Genomic DNA, 21,949 nt, shown 5'->3' with positions numbered 1-21,949 from the left:
TGCAACGGCTATCCCGTGCGGTGGTCAGTTGAGCCGACTCTGAAGCTGGCGAATGGCTTTCCTGGCCGGCGTGTAATCCGGGTTGTAGGACAGCGCCGTTGTGTATTCCCGCATGGCGTCAAGCCAGCGCCCCTGCCATTCGAGCACCCGCCCGTAGTTGAAGTGCGGATAGAAGTAGCACTCATACCGCTTGGCCTTCATAGCCCGTTTGAGCCACAGCGCAGATGACAGCGGATCGCCGCGCTCAATGAGATAGGCCCCGATGTCGTTGTAGGGATTACCAAAATCCGGGTCGAGTTCAATGGCCCGCAAACACTCGGCGATGGCGCGATCCAGATCGCCCAGAAAACTGTACGTCCAGCCCAGAAACGTATGGGCTTCGGCCGTCGGATGCAGCGCAATCGAACGTTCGTAGAGCCGGATGGCCTCGTCGAGGTTGCCTTCCATCTGGCGCTGATAAGCCGCCTGAAAGTAGCGGGCCGCCTCACGTACGGCCAGGTCATCGGTCATTTCCAGATGCTCACAGTTGTCGCGCGTGTCATTCATGGTGTCTGTCCTCGCCGGGCAATGGCCGCCGTCTGGTTGTTCGCTTTTGCTTTGCCAGAAGGGCAGTCACAGCGTCAACCGCTACGATGTCCTGTTCAATCAGCCGTTCCAACAATCGCAGGAAAAGCTGGGCCGTCGCAAGGGCGTCTCCCGATGCGCGGTGCCGGGCCGGATTGGAAATCCGAAAATGAGCGGTGACGGTATCGAGCCGGTAGTTGTCCAGACCGGGAACGAGATAGCGCGCCAGTTGTACCGTACACAACGTGGGCGCCGTCCACACAAAGGTTTCATCGGCGCGCCTGAGTTCGGCCGTCAGAAATTTGCGGTCGAAACTGGCATGGTGTGCAACGAAAACTGCCTGGCTCAGGTGTTGCCGCAGTTCCGTGGCAATGGCTGCAAAGGGTGGTGCCGTGGCCACCAGTTCGTCGCTGATACCGGTCAGGGCTGTAATCGGCGGCGGGATGGGCATACCGGGATTGACCAGACTTGTAAAGCTCCCGGTGATCCGGCCGCGCTCAATCGTGACACAGGCCACTTCGGTAACGCGCTCCTGCTCGGCGCGGCGTCCGGTCGTCTCCACATCCACGACGGCAAACCGGCATTCCAGCAGGGACGCCGTCGCTTCCGGGGCCGCGGTCGGCAGCGGTTGCCAGCGCAGACCGTCGTCCCCTTCCAGCACAGCCTCCGGCAACTGGGCCAGCACCGGCAACAGCACCCGCCGCACGAGTTCCGGTGCGGCCCGTGGCGCCCGGAGCAACTCGCGCCCCAGATCGGTCAGCGACACCACCCCACGGGCTGCCGACAACCGGGCGCGCAGGGTTCTCAGCAGAAACGAAGGGCCGGGCGGAACGTCAGGCATCAGCTTCGGCAAAAAACCAGAACCTTTCAGCCGGCCGCCGCCTCACGGCAGGGGACGAAACGAGTAGGCCAGACGGTCGGTCTGGTAACGCAGCGTGTCATGAAAGCGGGTCTCCCCCTCAAAACGCAGCACCCATACCGTCTGGTCGTCCGTCTGAAGGTAGTAGTAGCGGCCGGTCATGGGCTTTCCCACCCGACGAAACGTGAAGGTCAGGAGCGTCCCACGGGCAATGGCTGTGGAGAATCGCTCGCGCTTTTTCAACTGGAAGTCGGGCCGGAACTGAAGTGAATCCGTTGCCTCGCGCTCGGCCAGACAGCGATGCGGCTCATCGGCGCAGTCCGGCGGTACGGCTTCGCGTCGGACCCGGAGCAGCGACTGGCTGCGGTCGCGGTAAATGATTTCCAGAACCCGTCGCCCGTCGTTCTCAACGGTATGTTCGGAACGCCAGCCGGGCAGGAGTTCGAGTTCAAAACCGGCCTCCGGGTCGGCAAACCGGCGCGTGGCGGCCGTCGGTTCACCAGCCGGCGCAGTCGTGGGAAGCGGAATGCCCTGCGCTCTGACGGGTATCGTCGGCCAGTCCCAAACGCAGCCGCAAACCAGAACCCAAACCAGGCAGGCCAGCCCGATGTCGCTCCGGTGCCGCATCCTGTTCACTCCGGCTTTGCCTTCTGATCCATTTCGGCCAGCGCCTGTAACACCTGTGCCGCGTGGCCTTCAACCTTGACGTTGGGGAAGATACGGGCAATCCGTCCCTGCTCGTCAATGATGAACGTGGTGCGGACAATGCCAAAGTACGTCCTGCCGTAGTTTTTCTTTTCCTGCCAGACGCCATACTGTTCAGCCACGACGTGTTCGGGATCAGACAGCAAGGGAAACGTCAGACCAAACTTCGCCGCAAACTTTTCGTGCGAAGTGACGCTGTCCGGGCTGATGCCAATGACCTGGGCTTTGTGCGTGGAAAGCTCGTCGCGGACGGCGTTGAAGGCGCAGGCTTCCTTGGTGCAGCCGGGGGTGTTGTCACGCGGGTAGAAGTACAGCACTACCCGCTGCCCGGCGAAATCCGCGAGTCTGACCGTCTGCCCCGTGGCGTCGGGCAAGGCAAACGGGGGTGCCGGATCACCAACTGTCAAGCGTGCTGTGGAAGAAGTCATGCCAGTCCAGAGAGGTCTTGGACCACACCGTTGCGGTGTGGATGGTGCAACATCGCCACCACTGCCGGGTCAGCAGCAATCTGGTGGCTCAGGCGACGCAGGTGCGCTTCCTGTGCCACCCGGATGGCATTGTAGATGGCGCGCCCGGTGGAGCGGCCGTGGGCCACGATGACCGGCTGCGGCACGCCCAGCAGAAGTGCTCCGCCGTACTCTGCATAGTCGAACCGGGTGCGCACCTGCTGCAGGCCGGCCACGGTATCCCGCGAAGGGGGCGTTGATTGACGCCACGCTTCCTGAAGCATGGTCAGCAGGGCCGTTGCCAGCCCTTCGCTCGTCTTGAGGACGATATTCCCCGTAAAACCGTCACAGACAATGACATCCACTGCCCCCGTGTAAATGTCCCTCCCTTCAACATTCCCCACGAAGGTGAAGTTACGCTGGGGCGCATGCTGGCACAGCAGGGCGTGGGCTTCGCGCGTCAGCGCATTGCCCTTGACGCTTTCCTCTCCAATGGAAAGCAGTCCCACCCGTGGTCGTTCAACACCGAGAATCTGCTCGACGTAGGCCGCGCCCATGACAGCAAACTGGTCGAGCATGGCGGGTTTGCAATCCGCGTTGGCGCCGATGTCGAGCAACAGCGTGCCGCGCCCGGATAAGGTCGGCAGAACCGTGGCCAGCGCCGGACGCGCAATACCGGGTATGGTGCCCAGCCACAGGGTGGCCGCCGCCACGATGGCGCCGGTGTTTCCGGCACTGACGAAACCGACCGCCAATCCCTGCCGGAGCGCCTCAATCCCGACGCGCAGGGACGAGTCACGCTTGGTACGGATGGACTGCCGGGCGGTTTCATCCATGGCGACGACCTCACGGGCCGGCAGAATTTCAATGGGTTCGGTTGTCCAGCCAGCTCCCCGAAGGGCCGGATACAGCCGGTCCGGCTGGCCAACCAGCAGCACCTTGACGCCGAGCTGGCGGGCTGCCAGCAGCGCCCCTTCGATTTCCGGTGCCGGGGCATGGTCGCCCCCCATGGCATCGAGAGCAATTTGCAGCATCGCTGTCCCGTCGCAACTAAGGCCGGTTGCAGCAGGCAACCGCCGGTTCAGTTATTCTTCAGTACCTTTTTGACGAATCGTGATGACCTGACGGCCGCGGTAGTAGCCGCACTCGCCGCACACCCGGTGCGGCAGGCGGGGTGCGCCACAGTTCGGGCAGCGTACAATGGTCAGTTGCGGCAGGGCATCATGCGCACGGCGCTTACCACGCCGCGACGAGGAGTGGCGTCGTTTCGGATTCGGCATAGGTTCAAACCGCCTTTCGGAAGCACGTTCAGAAGCTTTCGCAGGGAAACGCAAAAGCGCAGGATTATAGGACAGCCCGGCGGATTGTCAACGCAGCCATCGGCCCTGAACAAGGTTACGGCAGGCAGCTATTTCCCGGCATTGGCTGAAAAAACAGCCGGCTCCAGAGGGTGTCGCCGCTTCGGTCTGGCAAGCCAAGGCGGGCTTCGCAGTGGCGTGTCAGGGCGCGGCGCCGTTTGGCGGCATGGCGTCCCAAATCCGGGGGCGCCAGCACCACCAGTCGCCAGAGCTGCCGATGGCGCAGCAGCAGGGTTTCAATCTCAGGATGCGCCAGCGATGAAAGCTGGGCGGATTCGTGTTCCGACAACTGCACCGTGACGTGGGCCTCCTTGAGCGCCATGTCGGGCGAGGGGCAATAGACAATCACGCTGCCGGCGGGCAGGCCCAGGTCGTCGCACAGGGCGGCTTCCATCTGCTCCCGGGCGCCCTCGGCGTTGTCATAGAACTGGCGCTTGAGCCGGTCGAGTTCGCTTTCCGTCAGTCCGTCCCGGTTTGTCCAGAAAACAGGTTTGTAAAGCTGGCGCGTTGCCAGGCCTGACAGCAGCCGCTGGACTTCCGGCAGGCCGACGGTGCGTTCCCGCAGCACATACAGGAAAGCGTCATCACGTAACCCGAACAGTTCGGTGTACGCAAACTGCCCGGCGGCGATGGCCATTTCCAGAGCCTTGGAAAGCATGGCGCCGGCCGCAATTTTTGCGTGGTGAAAGTACACCCGTTCGGTCAGCAGGTAGCGCATGCGCAGCACGTGGACGACTTCTGAAAGGGCGTCGTGCCGAAACAGGCCGTGGCGTTGCAGGTCAAGGGCCAGGCGCCCGCCCAACCGGGTGAACAGCGCCAGCAGGCGGTCGTCGTAGTCCACGGTCAGCCCACAGAAGCGTGCATCCCGGCGGAGATAATCCAGCAGGTCGGCGCAGATGGTGCCGGCAAAGATGTCGCGGATGAAGTAGTCGTCCCGCACCGGGGGCATTTCGCCCAGAAGCTGGGACCGGACTGCGGTCAGCAGTCCCTGCCGCTCCAGCTCCTCGCCCAGATCGCCGGACAGCATGGTGTTGAGGCGCTGGATGTCAGCGTCATGGCGGGGCGCAATCCGTCGCTCATCCTCAAAGGTATGGCCAAAGGGCACATGTGTGATGTCGTGCAGCAAAGCCACTGTCCGAATGCGCCGCCGCTCATCTTCGGTGAAACGGTAAACGCCCTTTTGTTCGAGATTTTCAATGATTTTTCCAGCCAGGTGACAGGCACCCAGGGAGTGCTCGAAGCGGGTATGCACCGCCGACGGATAGACCAGATGGCTTAGTCCAAGCTGTTTGATACCCCGCAGGCGCTGCATGGCTTGGGTATCGAGCAGACGTACTTCATCGGCCGAAAAGGTCATGTCGCCGTGGATGGCGTCCCGAATGGTTTTGGCCCGAACGGTTCTGGCCCGCAGCGGAAGGCGGCTGGATGACCTTTTCGGTAACTGTCTGGACGGCTGTGGCAGCGTGGTGAAGGTTTTGACAGGCTTCGACAAGGGTGTTAGCTTTCCTTTGCTTTCTGCTTCGTATTCAAAGCGGATACCAGTCTCGCCGTCAGAGGGGAGAAAACGGCCAATGCGTCGTAAGGTCTTGCTTGCGGATGACAGCCTGAGCATTCAGAAGATGTTCGGGCTGTACCTTGAAAAATGCAACATTGACGTCGTTGCGATGAGTAACGGCGAGTTAGCCGTTTCAAGACTTTCCACGATACGTCCCGATCTCATTCTGGCGGATGTGTTCATGCCCGGCCGCACCGGCTATGAAGTCTGCGAATACGTCAAGCAGCATCCAGATTTCAAGCACATCCCGGTACTGCTCCTGACTGGCAAGTTTGAACCCTATGACGAGAAAGAAGCCAAGCGCGTCAGAGCCGATGGGCATATCGTCAAGCCGATTGCAGAGCAGGAGTTTGTTTCGCTGATTCGGACGACACTGGAGCGATTCCCGCCGAAACCGGCGGCCACGCCGCCGCCAACCGCCACCCAGCCGGTCGGACAGACCCAGGTGCTCGGCTCTGTGCCTCCGCCGGCCACGGCAAAAGAACCTTCTGGGGTGGGTGCTGCTGCGCCCCCCAAGTTTCATCCGGGCAGTCTGGATCCGTCTGCCGAAGTACCGCCGACCATCAAAGTCACGCCTTCGATGCTGGCTTCAATCACCCCACCTCCAAAGATGGACGACGGGCGGCTGCCTGATCTTGAGCCGCTCCTGCCGCTCGATGCGCCGCCACCTTCGGCTCCGTCACCCACGGACGCGACGGATTTCATCCTTGACCTGCCGCCGCCCGAACAGGCGCCACCTGTACTGACCTACCCGGAACCGCCCAAGACGCTTTCGACGCCGATTCCCCGTCCGACCTTTTCTTCACTGCCGCCGCCAAACATCGGCACGACAACGGCCAAACTTGATCCAACCGAACTGCCTGAGCTGTTCACGCCAGCGGTCCCGTCTCCGCCGGTCGTGACCCCAGCTCCCCCAGCGGCAGAGTTGGATTCCCCTCTGGAGCTGGACGACGCCGTGCCGCCTGTTGTCGCTCCGGCGGCTGTGCCGGAACCGCAGGTGACAACATCCGCTGCGCCTTCAGCGCCGGATGAAGCCGCAACCCCATTTGCTGTTGCCCCATTCACTCCATCGCCGGTGCCCCCTGCGGACGTACTGACGGCTGCGGCTCCACCTGCAGAGCCAGCAGCAGTTGTTGCTCCAGAGCCTACACCGTCCGTTACCGTTCCTGCGGAGACACCGGCGGCCGCAGCTTTGCCGGATGAGCCACCGCTGCCATCCTTTGAACCGGTCATCACGCCACCGACACAAGTCGCCCAACCGTGGGAGCAACCGACACCGGCAGAGCCGCCTATCACCACAGCCTTCCAGCCACAGACGGAAACCTCGTCCCTGCCTTCGCTGACGGACTCACTGACGACCCAGCCCACGAGCAACCTGTTGAATGAGCCGGTGCCACCACCAGACTTTCTGACCGGACTGGTTTCGTCTCCGACAGCAGTGGAATCAGCCCCAGTCGTGGGTGAGGGAGAGCCTTCTCCGACGCTGCTTGGTGCTCCAGTGCCGCCACCGCCTTCAGCAGAACGGCTGGATGTTCCGCCGGAGAGCAACTTGGTCTCATTCTCCACGCTGCCGACAACCGCGCCGCCACAGTCCCCGGTGTTTGAAGTCGCTGTGGAAGAAGAACCTCCTGTTCACGGGACGGACTTGCTCCCTGATGAACTGGTGGCCATGCGCCAGCCATCGCCGGCAGTCAGCGAGGCACTTCCCGTCGCAGAGGAAATAACATCCGCTCCAACGGAAGCGGACATGCCGGCAGCCGGAGTGACAACAGAAGTGGTGGCCACCAGCCGGACGGAGGCTCCAGCCCTGGAAGCAACGGCTCCTCCGGCAACAGACGAAGTAACCCCGGAGGCTTCTGACCTACCGGCCTTTGTGCCAACACCACCGGAGGCCGCCTCACTCCAAGAGTCCGCCTTTTCTGTCACACCACCTGTCGAGACAGAAGCCGTCGGACCCGGCATCGCAACGCCAGTGGACGAACCGGCCGTGGCCGAGGCAGCCGCCCTGCCAACCCTCCCGCCTGGTACCCTGACGGACACGATGGCCCCATCGCCGGCTGTGGTAGCAGCTCCCATTGAAGTATCCGAAGAAGCGCCATCAGCAGAAGCGCCACCAGCCGCGGCCTACTCCGGCGAAGTGCAGCCTGAACCTCCGGTTGAGACCGCACCTGCCACGGCCCCGGCGGCTGCCTTGGTTGCTGAACCAACACCTGCCACACCGACGGCGGCACAAACTGTGGACTGGTCAACATTCACCCTGCCCCCGGCGGTTGTGGATGAGATCGTTCGGCGTGTGGTGGCTGAAATTTCCGACCACGTTGTGCGCGAAATTGCCTGGGAAGTGGTGCCCGACCTGGCAGAACTGCTCATCAAAAAACACCTTGCCAACAACAATGGGCGCCGGAACACTGATGGCTAACCCCACGGCACTTCGACTCTCCACAGATACAGCCGAGACGACTCCAATCACACCGGCGGTGCTCGAAGCCCGGTATGGGTTGGGGTTGTATGTCTCGCGCGGCATCACGCTCGTCCGTGGGGCAGGGGCTTACGTCTGGGATAGCGACGGACGGCGCTACCTGGACTGCACGGCTGCGTATGGCGTCGCCAGCCTTGGACACTGTCATCCGGCGGTAGTGGAAGCCATCAGCCAGCAGGCGGCAACCCTCATTGCCTGTTCCGGCTCATTCGGCAATGACCAGCGCGCCCAACTCTATGCCGACCTGATGACCATCCTGCCGTATGGCCTGACGCGCGTGTTTTTCTGCAACTCTGGGGCGGAAGCCAATGAAGCCGCCCTCAAGTTTGCCCGGCTGACCACGGGCCGCCACGGCGTGGTTGCCGCCCAGCGGGGCTTTCACGGACGGACGGCCGGGGCCCTGACGGCCACGTGGGAGCCAAAGTACCGTGAGCCGTTCGAGCCGCTGCTCCCCGGTTTCACCTATATCCCCTACAACGATGAAGCCGCCCTCGATGCCGCCATCACGGATGAGATCGGCGCGGTCATCCTGGAAGTCGTTCAGGGTGAAGGCGGCGTCCGTCCGGGAACGACCGCGTTTCTGCACCGGGCGCAGCAGCTTTGCCGCGAACGTGGCGCGCTGCTCATTCTGGATGAAGTCCAATCCGGCTTTGGACGCACCGGGACGTTTTTTGCCTGCGAGGCCGTCGGAATCGAGCCGGACATCCTCACCATGGCCAAGGGCATCGCCAGCGGCTTTCCGATGGGTGCTGTTGCTCTTGGCGAGCGCGTCGCCAAACTGTCTCCGGGACAGCACGGCACGACCTTTGGCGGCGGGCCGCTGGCCTGTGCCGCTGCCCGTGCCACAGTGCGCGTTCTGAAGGAAACGAACCTGCCAGCTCAGGTTGAACGGCTCAGTGGGCTGTTCTTTGAGCGGCTGCGCGCCATTCCCAGCCACCGCATCCGGGAAGTGCGTGGACGCGGCTATATGATTGGCATCGAGTTGACAGAGCCAGCCGCTCCCTACATCGCAGCCGCCCAGGAGCGGGGGCTGCTTGTTCTCAATGCGGGCGTCAATGTCATCCGCCTGCTGCCGCCCCTTGTCCTGACCGAAGAGGACATTACCCTGGCCACGATGATACTGAAGGAAATCCTTCGTTAGCCGCTGCGCCGGCCCGACCAGGAACCGGCAGCGAAGACGGCTCCCGGGCACAGGAGAGGGGATGCCGGATGGCATCCCCTTTTGGTTCTTCCGGGTTTGGTTCATATCCCCCGGTCGTTCCAGAATGGCTAGTTGACTGAAAAAGGCGCCGGGCTGGTTTCCGTACGCTCTTCCGTCACGACGACCTGCCCATCGCGTGCATCCACGGTGAAAGCATTGACAGCGTTCCACTGGAGGGTGATGGGCAGCTTGACCTTCTCGTCAATGGTCCGCTTGAGGAAACGCGCCCCGTATGCTGGGCTGAAGCCCTGCTGCACGAGTTGGTCAATGGCGGCGTCGGTGACACGCAGCGACTTGCCAAACTTCGCCATCTGCCGCTCAATCTTGTTGAGGTAGAGGACGGCAATCTGCCGCACCTCGTCCTGCGTCAGCGGCGAGAAGACCACGATTTCGTCAATGCGGTTCCGAAACTCCGGCGAGAAACGGGTTTCGGCGGCTTTGAGCACTTCGTTTTTGATTTCCTTCAGGTCGCCGAGCGACTTTGTGCCAAACCCGAGCGGCTTCATATACTTCTTGAAGTTTTCGCTGCCCAGGTTCGACGTCATGATGATGATGGCATCGGACAGATAGACCTTCTTGCCGCGGCCATCCGTCAGCCAGCCTTCATCAAAAGCCTGGAGGAACAGGTTGAGCAGGTAAGGCGAGGCCTTTTCGATTTCGTCAAGCAGCAGGACGGTGTAAGGGTTGTCGCGCAGGCGTTCGGTCAGGATACCGCCCCGCTCCGAGCCGACGATCCCGCGCGGCATGCCGATGAGTTTCTCGACGGCCACAACGCCATCCTGGTACTCCGACATGTCAATCCGAATCATCTTGTGCTCGTCGCCGAACATAAACTCGGCAACAGCTTTGGCCAGTTCCGTCTTACCGACACCCGTCGGGCCGAGGAACAACAGCACGCCATCCGGCTTGTAGAAGTTTTCCTTGAGCGGCCCCTTGTTGAGGCGGAGCCGGCGCGCGACGCTCTCCACGGCTTCGCGTTGACCGATGACGCGCTTGGCCAACTCAGCTTCCATGTTGGCAAAGCGTTCGGTCGTTTCGCGGAAGATCATGTCGTGCGGAATGCGCGATTCCTGCGCAATGACATCAATGACGTGCTGCTTGAGCACCACCGGGTCTTCCGGCTGGTTGATTTCCACCTTGACTGAGGCGGTATCCAGCCAGCCAATGACCTTGTCCGGCATGTGGAGGCTGCGGATGTAGCGCGGAGCCATTTCAAGGGCGGTTTCAAGCGCTTCGTCCGAAATCTGTACTGAGTAGTTCTGCTCCAGCCGCGGACGTATGCCCTGCAGAATCTTGCGCGTGTCCTCGATGCTCGGTTCGGCAATGAACACCGTTCGGAAACGGCGCGCTAGAGCTTCATCCTCGGCGATGTACTCCTTGTATTCGGTTGTCGTTGTTGCGCCGATGATGCGCAGTTCACCGCGCCCCAGCGCCGACTTGAACATGTTGGCCGCATCAGCAGCCGCCCCCATCGCCGAGCCAGCTCCGATGATGGTGTGGACTTCATCAATGAACAGGATGAGGTTTTCCCGCTCCTTGACTTCATTGATGACGCCCTGGATGCGCTCTTCAAACATGCCGCGCAGCATGGTGCCGGCGACAACGTTTGAAATTTGCATCGAGACGATATGGGCGTTGCGCAGACGGCGCGGCACACGTTCCGGTTCAAGCTCGATCATCTGGGCCAAGCCTTCGACGACCGCCGTTTTCCCGACCCCCGGCTCACCGATCAGAATGGGTGAGTTGGCACGCTCCCGATGGCAGAGAATTTCGATCATCTGCTGGATTTCCCGCTCCCGGCCGATGACCGGCGGCAACTTGCCTTCGCGGGCCAGCTTGTTGAGGCTCGTCCCAAAGTGCTTGATGTAGGGTGGCAGTTCAAACTTGCGGTTGATGCGGGCTTCACGCTCCTCACGGAACTTGAGCCGCATGCCAACTCGTTCGACAACCTCCTGTGGGTCGGCCCCAAACTGCCGGAGCACAGATGCCGTCACACCATCTTCATCCTGGAACAGCGAAATGAGCAGGTCGGTTGAGTCAATTGTTTGCCGCCCATTCTGCCGCGCCCGACGCATGGCCTTGTTGAGGATGTCGCGCGTGGCATCGTGGAGCTTCATCCGCTTGCCCACAAACTGCCGCTGAATGGAGAGCCGCCCATCCAAGGCATTGCGAATGGCCTGCGGGTCGAGGTTGAGGCTCTGCATGATTTCGTTAATCAGGGGACGCTCAACCTCCGTCAGGGCCAGAAAAATGTGTTCTGGCGCCAGAAAATTGTGCTCGCGGTTCTTCGATTCCTCATAGGCGCGGCGCATGACGCGCTGTCCGCTTTCTGAAAACCGGTCTGCAAAATCGCCAAAGTCAATCATAGCGTGCCTCGGTGAGGATGATGTGAGTCGTGATTGTGAGGTGCGTCTCCAGTCGAGAACACCCGGTTGGAGACACTGGAAGATGCCATCCGGGGAGCAGGTGAACTACCTCGCCAAGAATACCATAGGCAGCCGCTGTAGCGAACGGTTCTTTTCCTAAATGTTCGCCGGAATGTCCGTTTCCGAAAGGACAGCCGCGGAGACTTCAGCGCGCCCAACCGAAACCAGCGCCGGACGAATCAGATGCGTTCCCAAACGGTAGCCCGGACGGGTTTGGGCGACAACCCGCCCGTCCTGTTCGGGCGCGACAGTCAGGGTTTCAACCGCCTCGTGAAGCTGGGGGTCGAATGGCTGCCCCACGGCGTCAATCCGCTCGATGTCGTGCCGCTGCAAGGCCTGGCTAAGCAGCCGCTGCATGGCCACAATCCCGGTCAGCAAATCCTCTTTGGTGGCTTTCTCTGCCCCAGCCACCATCAGGTCAAGGTTGTCAAAAACCACCAGCCAGTCTTCCAGCAGGGCTTGTCGCGCGCGCAGCACCCGCTGCTCGACGGTCCGTTCCAGACGGCGGCGGGTCTCACGCAATTCTTCCTGAGTCTTCGCTTCAAATTCAATGACTTGCTCCCGCAAACGCGCCAGTTGGGCATCACGTTCCCGGAGTTGCATCTCACGTTCCTGGAGCTGCGTCTGAAGCTGCTCCACGGTCGGCACTTCGGCCCCGGACGGCTCGCCCGGCACCTCCCTGGCGGTTTCCTTGGATGCAGCGTCCAGCGAGGATTCCACGGATGAAGCCACGTCGGCGGCAGTCTCCATTGTGTCCTTGTACAGACGGCGCTTGTCCGTCACGTTCACAACCGGCGTCTCTGCACCAGCGGTTTCGCGTGGTTCGTCACTCATGCCTGACTCTTCGCTCCTTGGTGTGGAATCTTCTTCCCCTTCTCCTATCCTACAAACGGTGAGCCGCAGCAGCGGCTCACCGTAGCACAAGACGCTACCACGCCACCGGTTTCAATCCAACGGCGGCAAGCCAGCCGTCAGTTGACCTGAATGGCGATGTTCTTGCCCTGGGCCACTTCCCGTTTCGGCAGGGAAACGGTCAGCACACCCTGTTTGTACTCCGCCCGGATGTTGTCCTGATCCACCGTCGGCGGCAAGGTGAAGGTACGGGCAAACGTGCCATACGACCGCTCAATGCGGTGGTAGTTTTCACGCTTGACCTCCGACTCAAACTTCCGCTCGCCTGTGATGGACAACCGGTTGTTGTCCACACTGACGCGGATGTCTTCCTGCTTGATGTCGGGCAGTTCAGCCTTGAGGACGATTTCCTTGTCCGTCTCATAGATGTCCACCGCTGGAGACCAGGTGGCGGCAGCTTCCGTCTGTCCGGCCGTCCGTGGCAACAGCCCCATCCCGATTTCGTTGAAGAGGGCATCCATCTGATTGCGCAGGTTCATGATGTCACGGAAAGGATCAAAACGTTGCAGTGTCATGGCTTTATAACCTCCAAAGCATCATTGCGTTGACCTGAGTTGGGCTAGGCGTTTACTGCCCCGGCCGTGGTCTCGGCCGCTGCCGCGCTGGCGACCGGGGTGAAGGTGAACGCATCGCCCATTTCGTTGACATCTACCCGGACGGTCTGTCCATCGCGGATAGTCCCGTCGAGTAACTTCAGGGCCAGCGGGTTTTGGATCAGATTCTGAAGCGCGCGCTTGAGCGGACGCGCGCCATAGGTTGGGTCAAAACCTTCGCTGGCCAGCAATTCCTTCGCCGCATCGGTGAGTTCCAGTGTGATCTGCCGTTCGGCGAGCATCGCCTGCAACCGGCCGAGCTGAACCTCGATGATGCGGTACAAGTGCCGGCGACCCAGCGGATGGAAGATGACAATCTCATCCACCCGGTTGAGAAACTCCGGTTTGAACACCCGGCGCAGCAGACCCATCACCTGCTGCCGCACCTCGGCATCCTGTTCCGGGTCGCCGCCCCAGTCGAGAATTTCGCCACTCCCGATGTTTGAAGTCATGATGATGACCGTGTTTTTGAAATCCACCGTCCGGCCTTTGCCGTCCGTCAGGCGGCCATCATCGAGCACCTGAAGCAGGACGTTGAACACATCCGGGTGCGCCTTTTCGATTTCATCCAGCAGGATGACCGCGTATGGACGCCGCCGGATGGCCTCGGTCAACTGCCCACCTTCGTCATAGCCCACGTAGCCCGGCGGCGCGCCGATGAGCCGGGCCACGGTGTGCTTCTCCATGTACTCCGACATATCGAGGCGCACCATGGCCTGCTCATCGTCAAAGAGAAACTCCGCCAGCGCCCGGGCCGTTTCGGTTTTACCGACCCCGGTTGGGCCAAGGAAGATGAATGAACCAATCGGGCGATTCGGGTCCTGCAATCCAGCCCGCGCCCGGCGGACGGCATTGGCCACCGCCTGCAGGGCCTGGGTCTGACCAATCACCCGCTGCCCCATCCGCTCCTCCATGTGGATGAGCTTCTGGACCTCGCTTTCGAGCATCTTGGCCACCGGGATGCCTGTCCACTTCGCAATCACCAGGGCAATGTCGGCTTCATCCACCTCTTCCTTGAGCATGGCCCCGGACGATTGCAGTTCGACGAGCTTGGCCCGGTTGGCTTCAATACGCTGCCGGACTTCATTCATCTGTCCGTAGCGGATTTCGGCCACCTTGGCGTAGTCCCCCAGCCGCTCGTAGCGTTCGGCTTCGAGCTTGAGTTCCTCCAGTTTCTCCTTGTCGGCGCGAATGGCCTCGATGATGGCCTTTTCGTTTGTCCAGCGCGCCTTGAGCGCCGCACTCCGCTCGCGCAACTCGGCGATTTCCTGTTCGATTTTGGCCCGCCGCTCGCGGGAAGCCGGATCGTCTTCGCGCTGCAATGCCTGGCGCTCAATTTCGCGCTGCATGATGTCGCGCTCGATTTCGTCAATCTCTGTCGGCAGGCTGTCAATCTCGATCCGCAGCCGCGACGCGGCTTCGTCAATCAGGTCAATGGCCTTGTCCGGCAGAAACCGGTCGGCAATGTACCGGTTCGAGAGCGTCGCCGCCGCCACGATGGCCGCATCCTTGATGCGGACGCCATGGTGAACCTCATAGCGCTCCTTCAGGCCCCGGAGAATGGCAATCGTGTCCTCCACGCTTGGCTCGGCCACATACACCGGCTGGAAGCGCCGCTCCAGCGCTGCATCCTTTTCAATGTGCTTCTTGTACTCGTTGAGCGTCGTCGCCCCTACGCAGTGCAACTCGCCACGCGCCAGCGCCGGTTTGAGCATGTTCGAGGCATCGAGCGCACCGTCACCGGCAGCCCCGGCGCCCACCAGCGTGTGGAGTTCGTCAATGAACAGGATGATTTCACCGTTGGAGCGTACCACTTCCTTGAGTACAGCCTTGAGGCGGTCCTCAAACTCCCCACGGTACTTGGCCCCGGCCAGCATCGCCCCCAGGTCAAGCGTCATCAGCCGCTTGTTCTTGAGCGACTCCGGTACATCCCCGGAGACAATCCGCATGGCCAGCCCTTCGACGATGGCCGTTTTACCAACCCCCGGCTCGCCGATGAGCACCGGGTTGTTCTTGGTACGCCGGGAAAGCACCTGGATGACCCGGCGGATTTCATCGTCCCGCCCGATGACCGGGTCGAGCTTGCCGGCGCGCGCCAGTTCCGTCAGATCGCGCCCGTACTTTTGCAGCGACTGGTACTTTGATTCCGGGTCCTGATCCACGATGCGCTCATTGCCGCGTAACTCCGTAACCACTTTCAGAATGTGATCACGGGTGACGCCGTGCTGCCGGAGAATGCGCCCGGCCTGGCTTTCCTTGTCTTCGGCCATGGCGAGCAGCAGGTGCTCCGTACTGACATAGGCATCCTGCAACTTGTCAGCTTCCTTGCGGGCATTGACAAACAGCGTGGAGAGTCGCCCGGAGAGATACCGCTCCCCACCCGTCACTTTCGCCATTTTGCCCAAGGCTTCCTCGGCATCCCTGAGCACGCGCGGCACCGAAGCCCCAATCTTCTCAAGAATCGGCTTGGTGATGCCGTCGGACTGCTCAAGGAGGGCCACGAGCAGGTGTTCCGGTTCGACCTGTGGGTGCTGTCGTTCCTGGGTGAGATTGACGGCAGCCGCAATGGCTTCCTGGGCGCGGAGGGTGAACTGGTCGTGACGCATAACTGAACCTCAACTCTTTGGGTGTCGCCTGACGGCGAACCGGCTGATTTCTTAGCCTGTCGGTAATATAAAAATCTTAGTCACTTGTTGTCAAGAAAAATTTTCGCATCAACTTCGGGGAGACCGGCGTGAACGTGTTACGCTTGACGATGGCGGCCAGCCACACCCACCGGACACGCCACAGGCCGGCAGGGAAAGTGTCAGGGGACAGAATGCGGCAGTGGAAACAAGCCATTCAACCTTGATGGAGCTATGGGAGTTGGACAACGGAAACGGGATACAGGGCCAAGGACGCCGACAAAGCGACGCCGGCTGTTCCAATGGTCGTGGGCAGGGCTGATCTGGTTTTGGCTCTGGTCTGGTTTGAGCCTTCCCGGTCAGATGGTCACGGCGACAGAGGTCGTTCTCACGCTTCCCTTCGAGCATACAACGGCGCGCCCGGAGTACAACTGGATTCGGGAAAGCTTTACGGTCGCCATGGCTGAGCTGCTGGATTCGCCGGGGTTGATTGCCGTTCCGCTCGATGAATGTCACCTGGCTTACGAAAAGCTGGGACTGTCGCGGACGGCGCTGCTGACCCGCGCCACGGAAATCAAGCTCGGTGAAGCGGTGGGTGCCGATTTGCTTGTGCGCGGCACCTACACCGTGACGGGCGAGGGCAAAGACAGCACCCTGACGGTACGGGCGCAGATGATTTCCCTGCGCGAAGGCAAGCTTGTCGGCAGCGAACATGTGTTGAGTGCGCCGGTGGCGGATTTGCAGGTGGTTCAGGGCAAACTCGCCTGGGAACTGCTTTATCAGCGCAATCCGGCGCTGCCGTTTTCACGTGACCGGCTCATTGCCAGGGCAACGCGCATCGCTCCGACCGCGTATGAAATCTACATCAAGGCGCTCGTCACCGAAGACCCGGCGGACCGGGCCCGCCTGCTCACTCGGGCCATCGAGGATGCGACCCGCAACGCCCAACTCACCTTTCCCCAGGCATACTTCGAGCTGGGACTGCTGCACTATCGGGCCGGGCGCTACGGTGAAGCCGCAACATGGTTCGAGCGCGTCCGGGCGACTGACCCACGTGGGCTGGAAGCCGGGTTTTACTTGGGCGTCTGTCAACTGCTGACCAACCAGACCGATGCCGCCATCAAAACACATACGGCGCTGCTGACCCCGATGCCGCTGTTTGAAACCTACGTCAACGCCGGCGTGGCCTACATGCAGAAGGGCGATTTTGCCGAAGCGGCCCGTCTGACGAAGCTGGCGGCCGACACCGTGCCGCTCGATGACGAAGCCCTGTTCAACTACGGCTATGCCCTGTGGCGGGATGGGCGTCCGGCCGAAGCGGTGACGCCGCTGGAGACGCTCACCAGGCGTACGGCAACCGACGGCCGGGCCTGGTATGTGCTCTCCAAGGTCTATGCCAAACTGGGACGTACGGCGGAGGCCACGGCCGCCCTTGACGCCGCCAAGCGCCATGCGCCGGATTTCGCCAGGTGGGAAACCGCCGGCAAGCCGCCGTGGCTGCCCTTTGTCAAAACCCGGTTCAACCGCGAAGCCTTCCACCGTTACGCGCGGGGCGAGGAGCAGAGCCGTCAGCAGGCTTTTCTGGGCACTTCCGTCCTGCAGCGAACCTCAGAACTCATGCGTGATGCCCAGGCGGCCTTCCTTGAAAACCGGTCTGACACCGCGCTTGAAAAACTGGCGCAGGTCATTCAGCTCGCGCCCGACCACAGCGAAGCCCATCTGCTGCTGGGGCGCGTCCATGAGCGGCGCGGCGATCTGCCGGCCGCGGTCCAGGCGCTCAAGGCCGCCGTGTTTTGGAATCCCAAACTCACGGCCGCCCACGTGTTGCTCGGCCGGATTCTGCTCACCCAGGGCGATCGCACCCGGGCCGCCGTGCATATTCGCCAGGCGCTCGACCTCAACCCGGACGATCCCGACGCCCAGGCCGCGCAGCGCCTGCTGCTGGCCCCGCCCCGCTAAACCTCTACGGACTTCGGCAGCGCCAAATCCTCGCGTCTGAAACCTTCCTTGCCGTCTGGTAGCTGCGCTGGCACAAGGCAGCGACCACGGAGGTCCTGCCCTCGCGGAGGACTTCCTGTGAGTTTACAGAAATGTAACCGGTTTGAAACAGCACGTAACACTGTTGTTCAAAGGAATGTTACTTCGGCTCTCTAGCGTCCATCCCACGCACAATGATGGGCCACGCTGGCGTGGCTTTTTTCTAACGGCCTCAACAAGGCTCTTGAGGAGGATGGACTATGTTCAGGCAGTACCTGCCTCGCAGGCTATCGCGCGTGCTGTGTCTCACCATTGGCATGGTGGTCATGGCGCTGGGCGCATGGGATATGGCACTGGCCCAGGTGGGCGCCACCGGCAGTCTGGGTGGTGTCGTCCAGGATGCCAGTGGCGCGGCGCTACCGGGTGTCACTGTCACGGTCAAATCAGACGCCGGTGTGGAGCGCACCGTACAGACCGACAACAACGGCCGGTGGCTTATCCCCGTGCTTCCGACCGGCATCTATCAGATCAGTTACCGCCGGGATGGATTCCGGGAACTTGACCGCCGGGGCGTGGAAGTCGAAGCGGCTGTGCCGCGGACGATTGATGTCAAACTCGAAACCGGCGCCATCAGCGAAACCATTACCATCACTGAGGATGTCCCGTTGCAGGTGGTGACGACCACCGCCGCGACCTTTCGCCAGATCAACGCCGAGCAACTGACGAAAGTGCCCACCTCGACGCGCAGCTTCACCCACCTGCTCTCGACGGAAGCAGGCGTCGCGGCCGATCTTCCGCCCGTTTCCATCAACGGCAACGGCAACGTCTCACCGGCCGTCAACGGCACGCGCACGACAAGCACCAGCTTGCAGTTCAATGGCATTGATGCCACGAACATCACCAGCAATGAAGGCTCGCTGGATGGCAACATCTCACCGGCGCCGGAAACCCTCTCGGAAGTCAAGCTCCAGACGAGCCTCTATGACGCCTCAACCGGGCGTTCCGGGGGCGGTAACTTCCAGCTCGTCACCAAGAGTGGCACGAATGAGTTTCACGGTGTCGGCTATCATTACATCCAGAACGAAATCTTCAACGCCAACGACTTCTTCTTCAACCGGGATGGCATTGAGCGCCCCCGCGCGCGGCGCAATGAAGGTGGTTTTGCCATTGGCGGACCGATTCGCAAGGATCGGCTTTTCTTTTTTGGAGGTTACCAGCGGACGCAGGCCAGCACGGCTTTCGTCCCGACGGCCAGCAGCATTACCGTCCTGCCGCAGTTTCTGGCGCTGGTGGGAAGTGACCGGTCGGCTGCCCGGATTGCCGCCGCTGTCAACCAGCTCAATCCGGGCTTGAATCTGTTGCCGTCGGAAATCAGTCCGGTGGCGCTCAACCTGCTCAACCGGCGCAATCCGGTCACGGGCGGCTTTCTCATCCCAACCCCCGGCCCCAATGCCCGTCTCATAGGAACGGACAGCGGCAGTGGACTGCCCGGATTGCCGACCAACGTCACGGGCAACAATGTCACGGTAACGTTCACGAACAGCGCCACGGGCACGACGCGCAACGTCAATACCGGGCCTGCTGGCGGCACCCGTGGCAACCCCATGCTTCAGGAACGGATCGTCCAGCCGGCAAACTTTACCCAGGATCAGGTCAACTCCCGCATAGACTGGCAGATTGCCAACAACAACCGGTTGAGCGGGGTGTTTTTCTTTGCGGACTTCCCCGGCTTCGATCCGTTTACGGCCCCCACGAACCTTGCTTCGCCGGCAACCATCCGCCGGGCCGACCAGAACTACTCCGTGGCCATTTCGGATGTCCACACGTTTTCGCCCACGCTCATCAACGAGTTCCGTTTTGGCTACTTCCGGCTGCGCAACTCCCGCGCCCTGGACACCCCCCTGCTGGTGCAGCCCGATGAAATTGCGCGCACCTTCAATGCACCAAGCCTTCAGGTCTTCAACCCGGCTTCCATCTTCGACTCCGGGACGAACAGCTTCCGGCTGCCCCGCATCGTGACACGCGCTTCCAACTTCTCCATCAACGGGCCGAACGATGCCTTCAACAAGCGGCTCCAGAACACCTATTCGCTTTTCAATACCCTGACCTGGGTCAAAGGCGACCAGACCTTCCGCTTCGGCGCTGAGTTCAAGCGCCACTTCTTTGACACCGACCTGCCCGAAGAACAGGGAGTCGAATTCGAGAAACTCGAAAACTTCACCCAGTTTCTGGCCGGGCGCGTCACGGAAGCCGACACGCAGTACGGGTTTACCCAGAAGAACTTCCGCTTCTTCGACGTGAGCCTGTTTGCCGCTGCCGACTGGCGCCTTACCAACAACTTCACCCTCAACTACGGCGTGCGGTACGAATACTTCGGAACACCGAGTGAAAAGCGGGGGCGCTTTGGCAACTTCTACCCCGACCTGGTGACCGACCCGAACAACATCATCACCGGCTTTGTCGTTCCCTCGAACGCCAAGCCAACCGGGTTTGCGGCCATTGACACGTCCATTGACCGCTCGGTGCGCGCCAACAACCGCAGCACCATCAACGATGACCGCAACAACTTCGCCCCACGCATCGGTTTTGCCTGGACGCCCTTTGACAGCGGACGGTTCGTGGTGCGCGGCGGCTACGGGTTCTTCTATGACCGTCCGTCTGCGGCCTTCATCAACACGGTGTTCAGTAACTATCCCTACCTGCGGGAAATCGAGGTCACGGCGCCGCCCGGCAACGTGCCGTTCACCACGGCCTTTTCACAGCAGGACCCCAATCGTCCCTTCTTCCAGTTCCTGACCGGTATCCCGGCACAGGGCATTCCCGGTCTGCGCGTGGTGCGCACAGCCGGAGTCAACGGCACGTACCAGATTCGGGATGGCACGGGTGTCACGCGCCAGGCGGACGGCTCACTCAACCCGATTGACCCGGCGACGGGCCAGCCCTTCTTCGGCAACGTCGCCGAGACCTTTGAATTCCGCGCTGTTGACCGCCGGCTGCGCACGCCCTACATCCAGCAGTGGAATCTCGGTGTGCAGTATGAACTGCGCAAGAACTGGATCGTGGAAGCCCGCTACATCGGCACCAAAGGTACGAAGCTGTTGCAGGCGCTCATTCTCAACACGGTGTTCGATATGAATGACCCGAGCACGCCGGACCTGATTTATGAGCGTTTCAACCGGGCTTACGTTGCCGCTGGCAGCCCCAATGGCCCCCTCAATCCGGGGGCGACGGCGCGGGAGCGTGGTATGGGACGCGCCTTTGGTTTTCCCAACGTGGCGTTCCCCGTGGGCGATCCACGGCGCACCATGGACCTCAACGTGGCCAATGCCGCCGGCTCGGTGCTGCCGTTCGAGGCCCGCGGTTTTTACTTGGGGCTGAACATCCCCGAAGCCATTTTGCTGACCTCATCGGCCAGCTCGATCTACCACTCGTTGCAGTTGACCACGCAGCAGCGGCTGGGCTTCAACGAGTCGTACGGCGGACTGAACTACTTTGCAGCCTACACGTGGTCGAAATCCATTGACAACATGTCGGCTGACCCTGGCAGCACGGCCGGGAACGCGCGGCCGGATGCCCCCAACGTCGGTTTCGTCGCACAGGGCGACCCGCGCAATCTGCGCGCCAATCGCGGGCCGTCAGACTTCGACCGGACGCACCGCTTCAGCACGACCGTCGTCTATGACTTCCCGACCTTTGGCTCAAACAACCGGTTCGTCAAGGGCTGGGCCTTTTCGACGTTCATCCAGGTGCAGTCCGGCGCACCCTTCAGCATCTTTTCCTCCGAACCGGAAATCTCCTCCGTTGGCACCAACGGGGCCAACTTCACCAGCCTGCGGCTTGGTTCCGGGGGCTTGTTCCGTCCGGGCTTTGGGCGTCCCAACCTCGCGCCCGGTGCAACCATCAGCGACCTGCGGCGGCGTGGGCCTGAGCCAACCGAGCAGTTCTTCAACCTGGCTGCTCTGGCCTCACCCCTTGGCGGTTACGGAAACCTGGGGCGCAACGTCCTGCGGGGAGCGTTTCAGAAACGGGTGGACTTCAGTCTGGCGAAGAACACCTTGGTCACGGAGCGCGTCGGGATCGAGTTCCGCTGGGACATTTTCAATGTCTTCAACAACGTGAACTTCGCCTTGCCGGGTAACGACCTCCAGGATTCGGGCGATTTTGGCAAGATCACCAATACGGTGGGCGGACCCCGCATCATGCAGTTCAGCCTGAAGGTGCGGTTCTAGTCAGCCGACCCAAGCACGTCT

At 61.5% G+C, this 21,949-nt stretch carries 15 protein-coding genes; 4 read left to right on the top strand and 11 right to left on the bottom strand.

From position 1 onward, the window contains the following. Positions 1-24: 24 nt before the first annotated feature. The 7 genes from J8C01_RS02700 to J8C01_RS02670 all read right to left on the bottom strand — a co-directional run bounded on the left by J8C01_RS02700 (position 25) and on the right by J8C01_RS02670 (position 5,424). On the bottom strand, positions 25-546 hold the full coding sequence (locus J8C01_RS02700; protein ID WP_014099043.1) for a tetratricopeptide repeat protein: 522 nt from the start codon (positions 544-546) through the stop codon (positions 25-27). Further along, on the bottom strand, positions 539-1,405 hold the full coding sequence (locus J8C01_RS02695; protein WP_211432293.1) for a 3'-5' exonuclease: 867 nt from the start codon (positions 1,403-1,405) through the stop codon (positions 539-541). The genes J8C01_RS02700 and J8C01_RS02695 overlap by 8 nt, the downstream gene beginning before the upstream one ends. Before the next feature lie 42 nt (positions 1,406-1,447). Continuing rightward, a complete protein-coding gene (locus J8C01_RS02690; protein WP_014099041.1) occupies positions 1,448-2,050 on the bottom strand; it encodes a hypothetical protein in 603 nt (200 codons plus the stop codon). A 5-nt stretch (positions 2,051-2,055) separates the two neighbouring features. Then, the gene (gene bcp / locus J8C01_RS02685; RefSeq protein ID WP_211432292.1) at positions 2,056-2,556 is read right to left on the bottom strand and encodes a thioredoxin-dependent thiol peroxidase; all 501 of its coding nucleotides are present in this window, start codon (positions 2,554-2,556) and stop codon (positions 2,056-2,058) included. After that, positions 2,553-3,608, bottom strand: coding sequence for a phosphate acyltransferase PlsX (plsX, locus tag J8C01_RS02680; RefSeq protein ID WP_014099039.1), 1,056 nt, complete (start codon positions 3,606-3,608; stop codon positions 2,553-2,555). The genes bcp and plsX overlap by 4 nt, the downstream gene beginning before the upstream one ends. A 51-nt stretch (positions 3,609-3,659) precedes the next feature. Next, positions 3,660-3,854, bottom strand: coding sequence for a 50S ribosomal protein L32 (gene rpmF, locus J8C01_RS02675; RefSeq protein WP_081464656.1), 195 nt, complete (start codon positions 3,852-3,854; stop codon positions 3,660-3,662). A 115-nt stretch (positions 3,855-3,969) separates the two neighbouring features. Next, positions 3,970-5,424 (bottom strand): HD domain-containing protein, encoded by a 1,455-nt coding sequence (locus J8C01_RS02670; protein ID WP_014099038.1) that lies wholly within the window; start codon positions 5,422-5,424, stop codon positions 3,970-3,972. A gap of 79 nt (positions 5,425-5,503) precedes the next feature. On the opposite strand from J8C01_RS02670, the gene J8C01_RS02665 reads away from it, so the two are divergent. Together J8C01_RS02665 and J8C01_RS02660 are read left to right on the top strand one after the other, a co-directional pair. Then, positions 5,504-7,906, top strand: a complete 2,403-nt coding sequence (locus tag J8C01_RS02665; RefSeq protein WP_211432291.1) for a response regulator — start codon at positions 5,504-5,506, stop codon at positions 7,904-7,906. Continuing rightward, on the top strand, positions 7,899-9,107 hold the full coding sequence (locus J8C01_RS02660) for an aspartate aminotransferase family protein (RefSeq protein WP_371821095.1): 1,209 nt from the start codon (positions 7,899-7,901) through the stop codon (positions 9,105-9,107). Before J8C01_RS02665 ends, J8C01_RS02660 begins: the two co-directional genes overlap by 8 nt. Positions 9,108-9,235: 128 nt before the next feature. Here J8C01_RS02660 and J8C01_RS02655 read toward each other — a convergent pair whose 3' ends face one another. From J8C01_RS02655 to clpB, 4 genes are all read right to left on the bottom strand, one after another. Beyond that, the gene (locus tag J8C01_RS02655; RefSeq protein ID WP_211432290.1) at positions 9,236-11,533 is read right to left on the bottom strand and encodes an AAA family ATPase; all 2,298 of its coding nucleotides are present in this window, start codon (positions 11,531-11,533) and stop codon (positions 9,236-9,238) included. A 156-nt stretch (positions 11,534-11,689) separates the two neighbouring features. After that, complete coding sequence (locus tag J8C01_RS02650) at positions 11,690-12,427, bottom strand: nucleotide exchange factor GrpE (protein WP_211432289.1); 738 nt, start codon at positions 12,425-12,427, stop codon at positions 11,690-11,692. A gap of 137 nt (positions 12,428-12,564) precedes the next feature. After that, entirely contained in the window at positions 12,565-13,020 is a 456-nt protein-coding gene (locus J8C01_RS02645; protein ID WP_211432288.1) for an Hsp20/alpha crystallin family protein, read from the bottom strand. A 44-nt stretch (positions 13,021-13,064) separates the two neighbouring features. Next, the gene (clpB, locus tag J8C01_RS02640; protein WP_211432287.1) at positions 13,065-15,704 is read right to left on the bottom strand and encodes an ATP-dependent chaperone ClpB; all 2,640 of its coding nucleotides are present in this window, start codon (positions 15,702-15,704) and stop codon (positions 13,065-13,067) included. A gap of 381 nt (positions 15,705-16,085) precedes the next feature. Between clpB and J8C01_RS02635 the strand changes: the two genes are divergently transcribed. Next, positions 16,086-17,681 (top strand): tetratricopeptide repeat protein, encoded by a 1,596-nt coding sequence (locus tag J8C01_RS02635; protein WP_211432286.1) that lies wholly within the window; start codon positions 16,086-16,088, stop codon positions 17,679-17,681. Positions 17,682-17,959: 278 nt separating this feature from the next. Beyond that, on the top strand, positions 17,960-21,928 hold the full coding sequence (locus J8C01_RS02630) for a carboxypeptidase-like regulatory domain-containing protein (RefSeq protein WP_211432285.1): 3,969 nt from the start codon (positions 17,960-17,962) through the stop codon (positions 21,926-21,928). Positions 21,929-21,949 lie beyond the last annotated feature (21 nt).

This window comes from Chloracidobacterium sp. D, from assembly GCF_018304685.1.
Lineage (GTDB): Bacteria > Acidobacteriota > Blastocatellia > Chloracidobacteriales > Chloracidobacteriaceae > Chloracidobacterium > Chloracidobacterium thermophilum.
This window is presented reverse-complemented; position numbering and strand designations above follow the sequence as displayed.

Bases quoted from the DNA above. Each gene is read 5' to 3' on its own strand.
- J8C01_RS02700 (WP_014099043.1), bottom strand. From the start codon at position 546: ATGAATGACACGCGCGACAACTGTGAGCATCTGGAAATGACCGATGAC.
- J8C01_RS02655 (WP_211432290.1), bottom strand. From the start codon at position 11,533: ATGATTGACTTTGGCGATTTTGCAGACCGGTTTTCAGAAAGCGGACAG.
- clpB (WP_211432287.1), bottom strand. From the start codon at position 15,704: ATGCGTCACGACCAGTTCACCCTCCGCGCCCAGGAAGCCATTGCGGCT.
- plsX (WP_014099039.1), bottom strand. From the start codon at position 3,608: ATGCTGCAAATTGCTCTCGATGCCATGGGGGGCGACCATGCCCCGGCA.
- rpmF (WP_081464656.1), bottom strand. From the start codon at position 3,854: ATGCCGAATCCGAAACGACGCCACTCCTCGTCGCGGCGTGGTAAGCGC.
- J8C01_RS02630 (WP_211432285.1), top strand. From the start codon at position 17,960: ATGTTCAGGCAGTACCTGCCTCGCAGGCTATCGCGCGTGCTGTGTCTC.
- bcp (WP_211432292.1), bottom strand. From the start codon at position 2,556: ATGACTTCTTCCACAGCACGCTTGACAGTTGGTGATCCGGCACCCCCG.
- J8C01_RS02695 (WP_211432293.1), bottom strand. From the start codon at position 1,405: ATGCCTGACGTTCCGCCCGGCCCTTCGTTTCTGCTGAGAACCCTGCGC.
- J8C01_RS02650 (WP_211432289.1), bottom strand. From the start codon at position 12,427: ATGAGTGACGAACCACGCGAAACCGCTGGTGCAGAGACGCCGGTTGTG.
- J8C01_RS02635 (WP_211432286.1), top strand. From the start codon at position 16,086: ATGGTCACGGCGACAGAGGTCGTTCTCACGCTTCCCTTCGAGCATACA.
- J8C01_RS02690 (WP_014099041.1), bottom strand. From the start codon at position 2,050: ATGCGGCACCGGAGCGACATCGGGCTGGCCTGCCTGGTTTGGGTTCTG.
- J8C01_RS02660 (WP_371821095.1), top strand. From the start codon at position 7,899: ATGGCTAACCCCACGGCACTTCGACTCTCCACAGATACAGCCGAGACG.
- J8C01_RS02665 (WP_211432291.1), top strand. From the start codon at position 5,504: ATGCGTCGTAAGGTCTTGCTTGCGGATGACAGCCTGAGCATTCAGAAG.
- J8C01_RS02645 (WP_211432288.1), bottom strand. From the start codon at position 13,020: ATGACACTGCAACGTTTTGATCCTTTCCGTGACATCATGAACCTGCGC.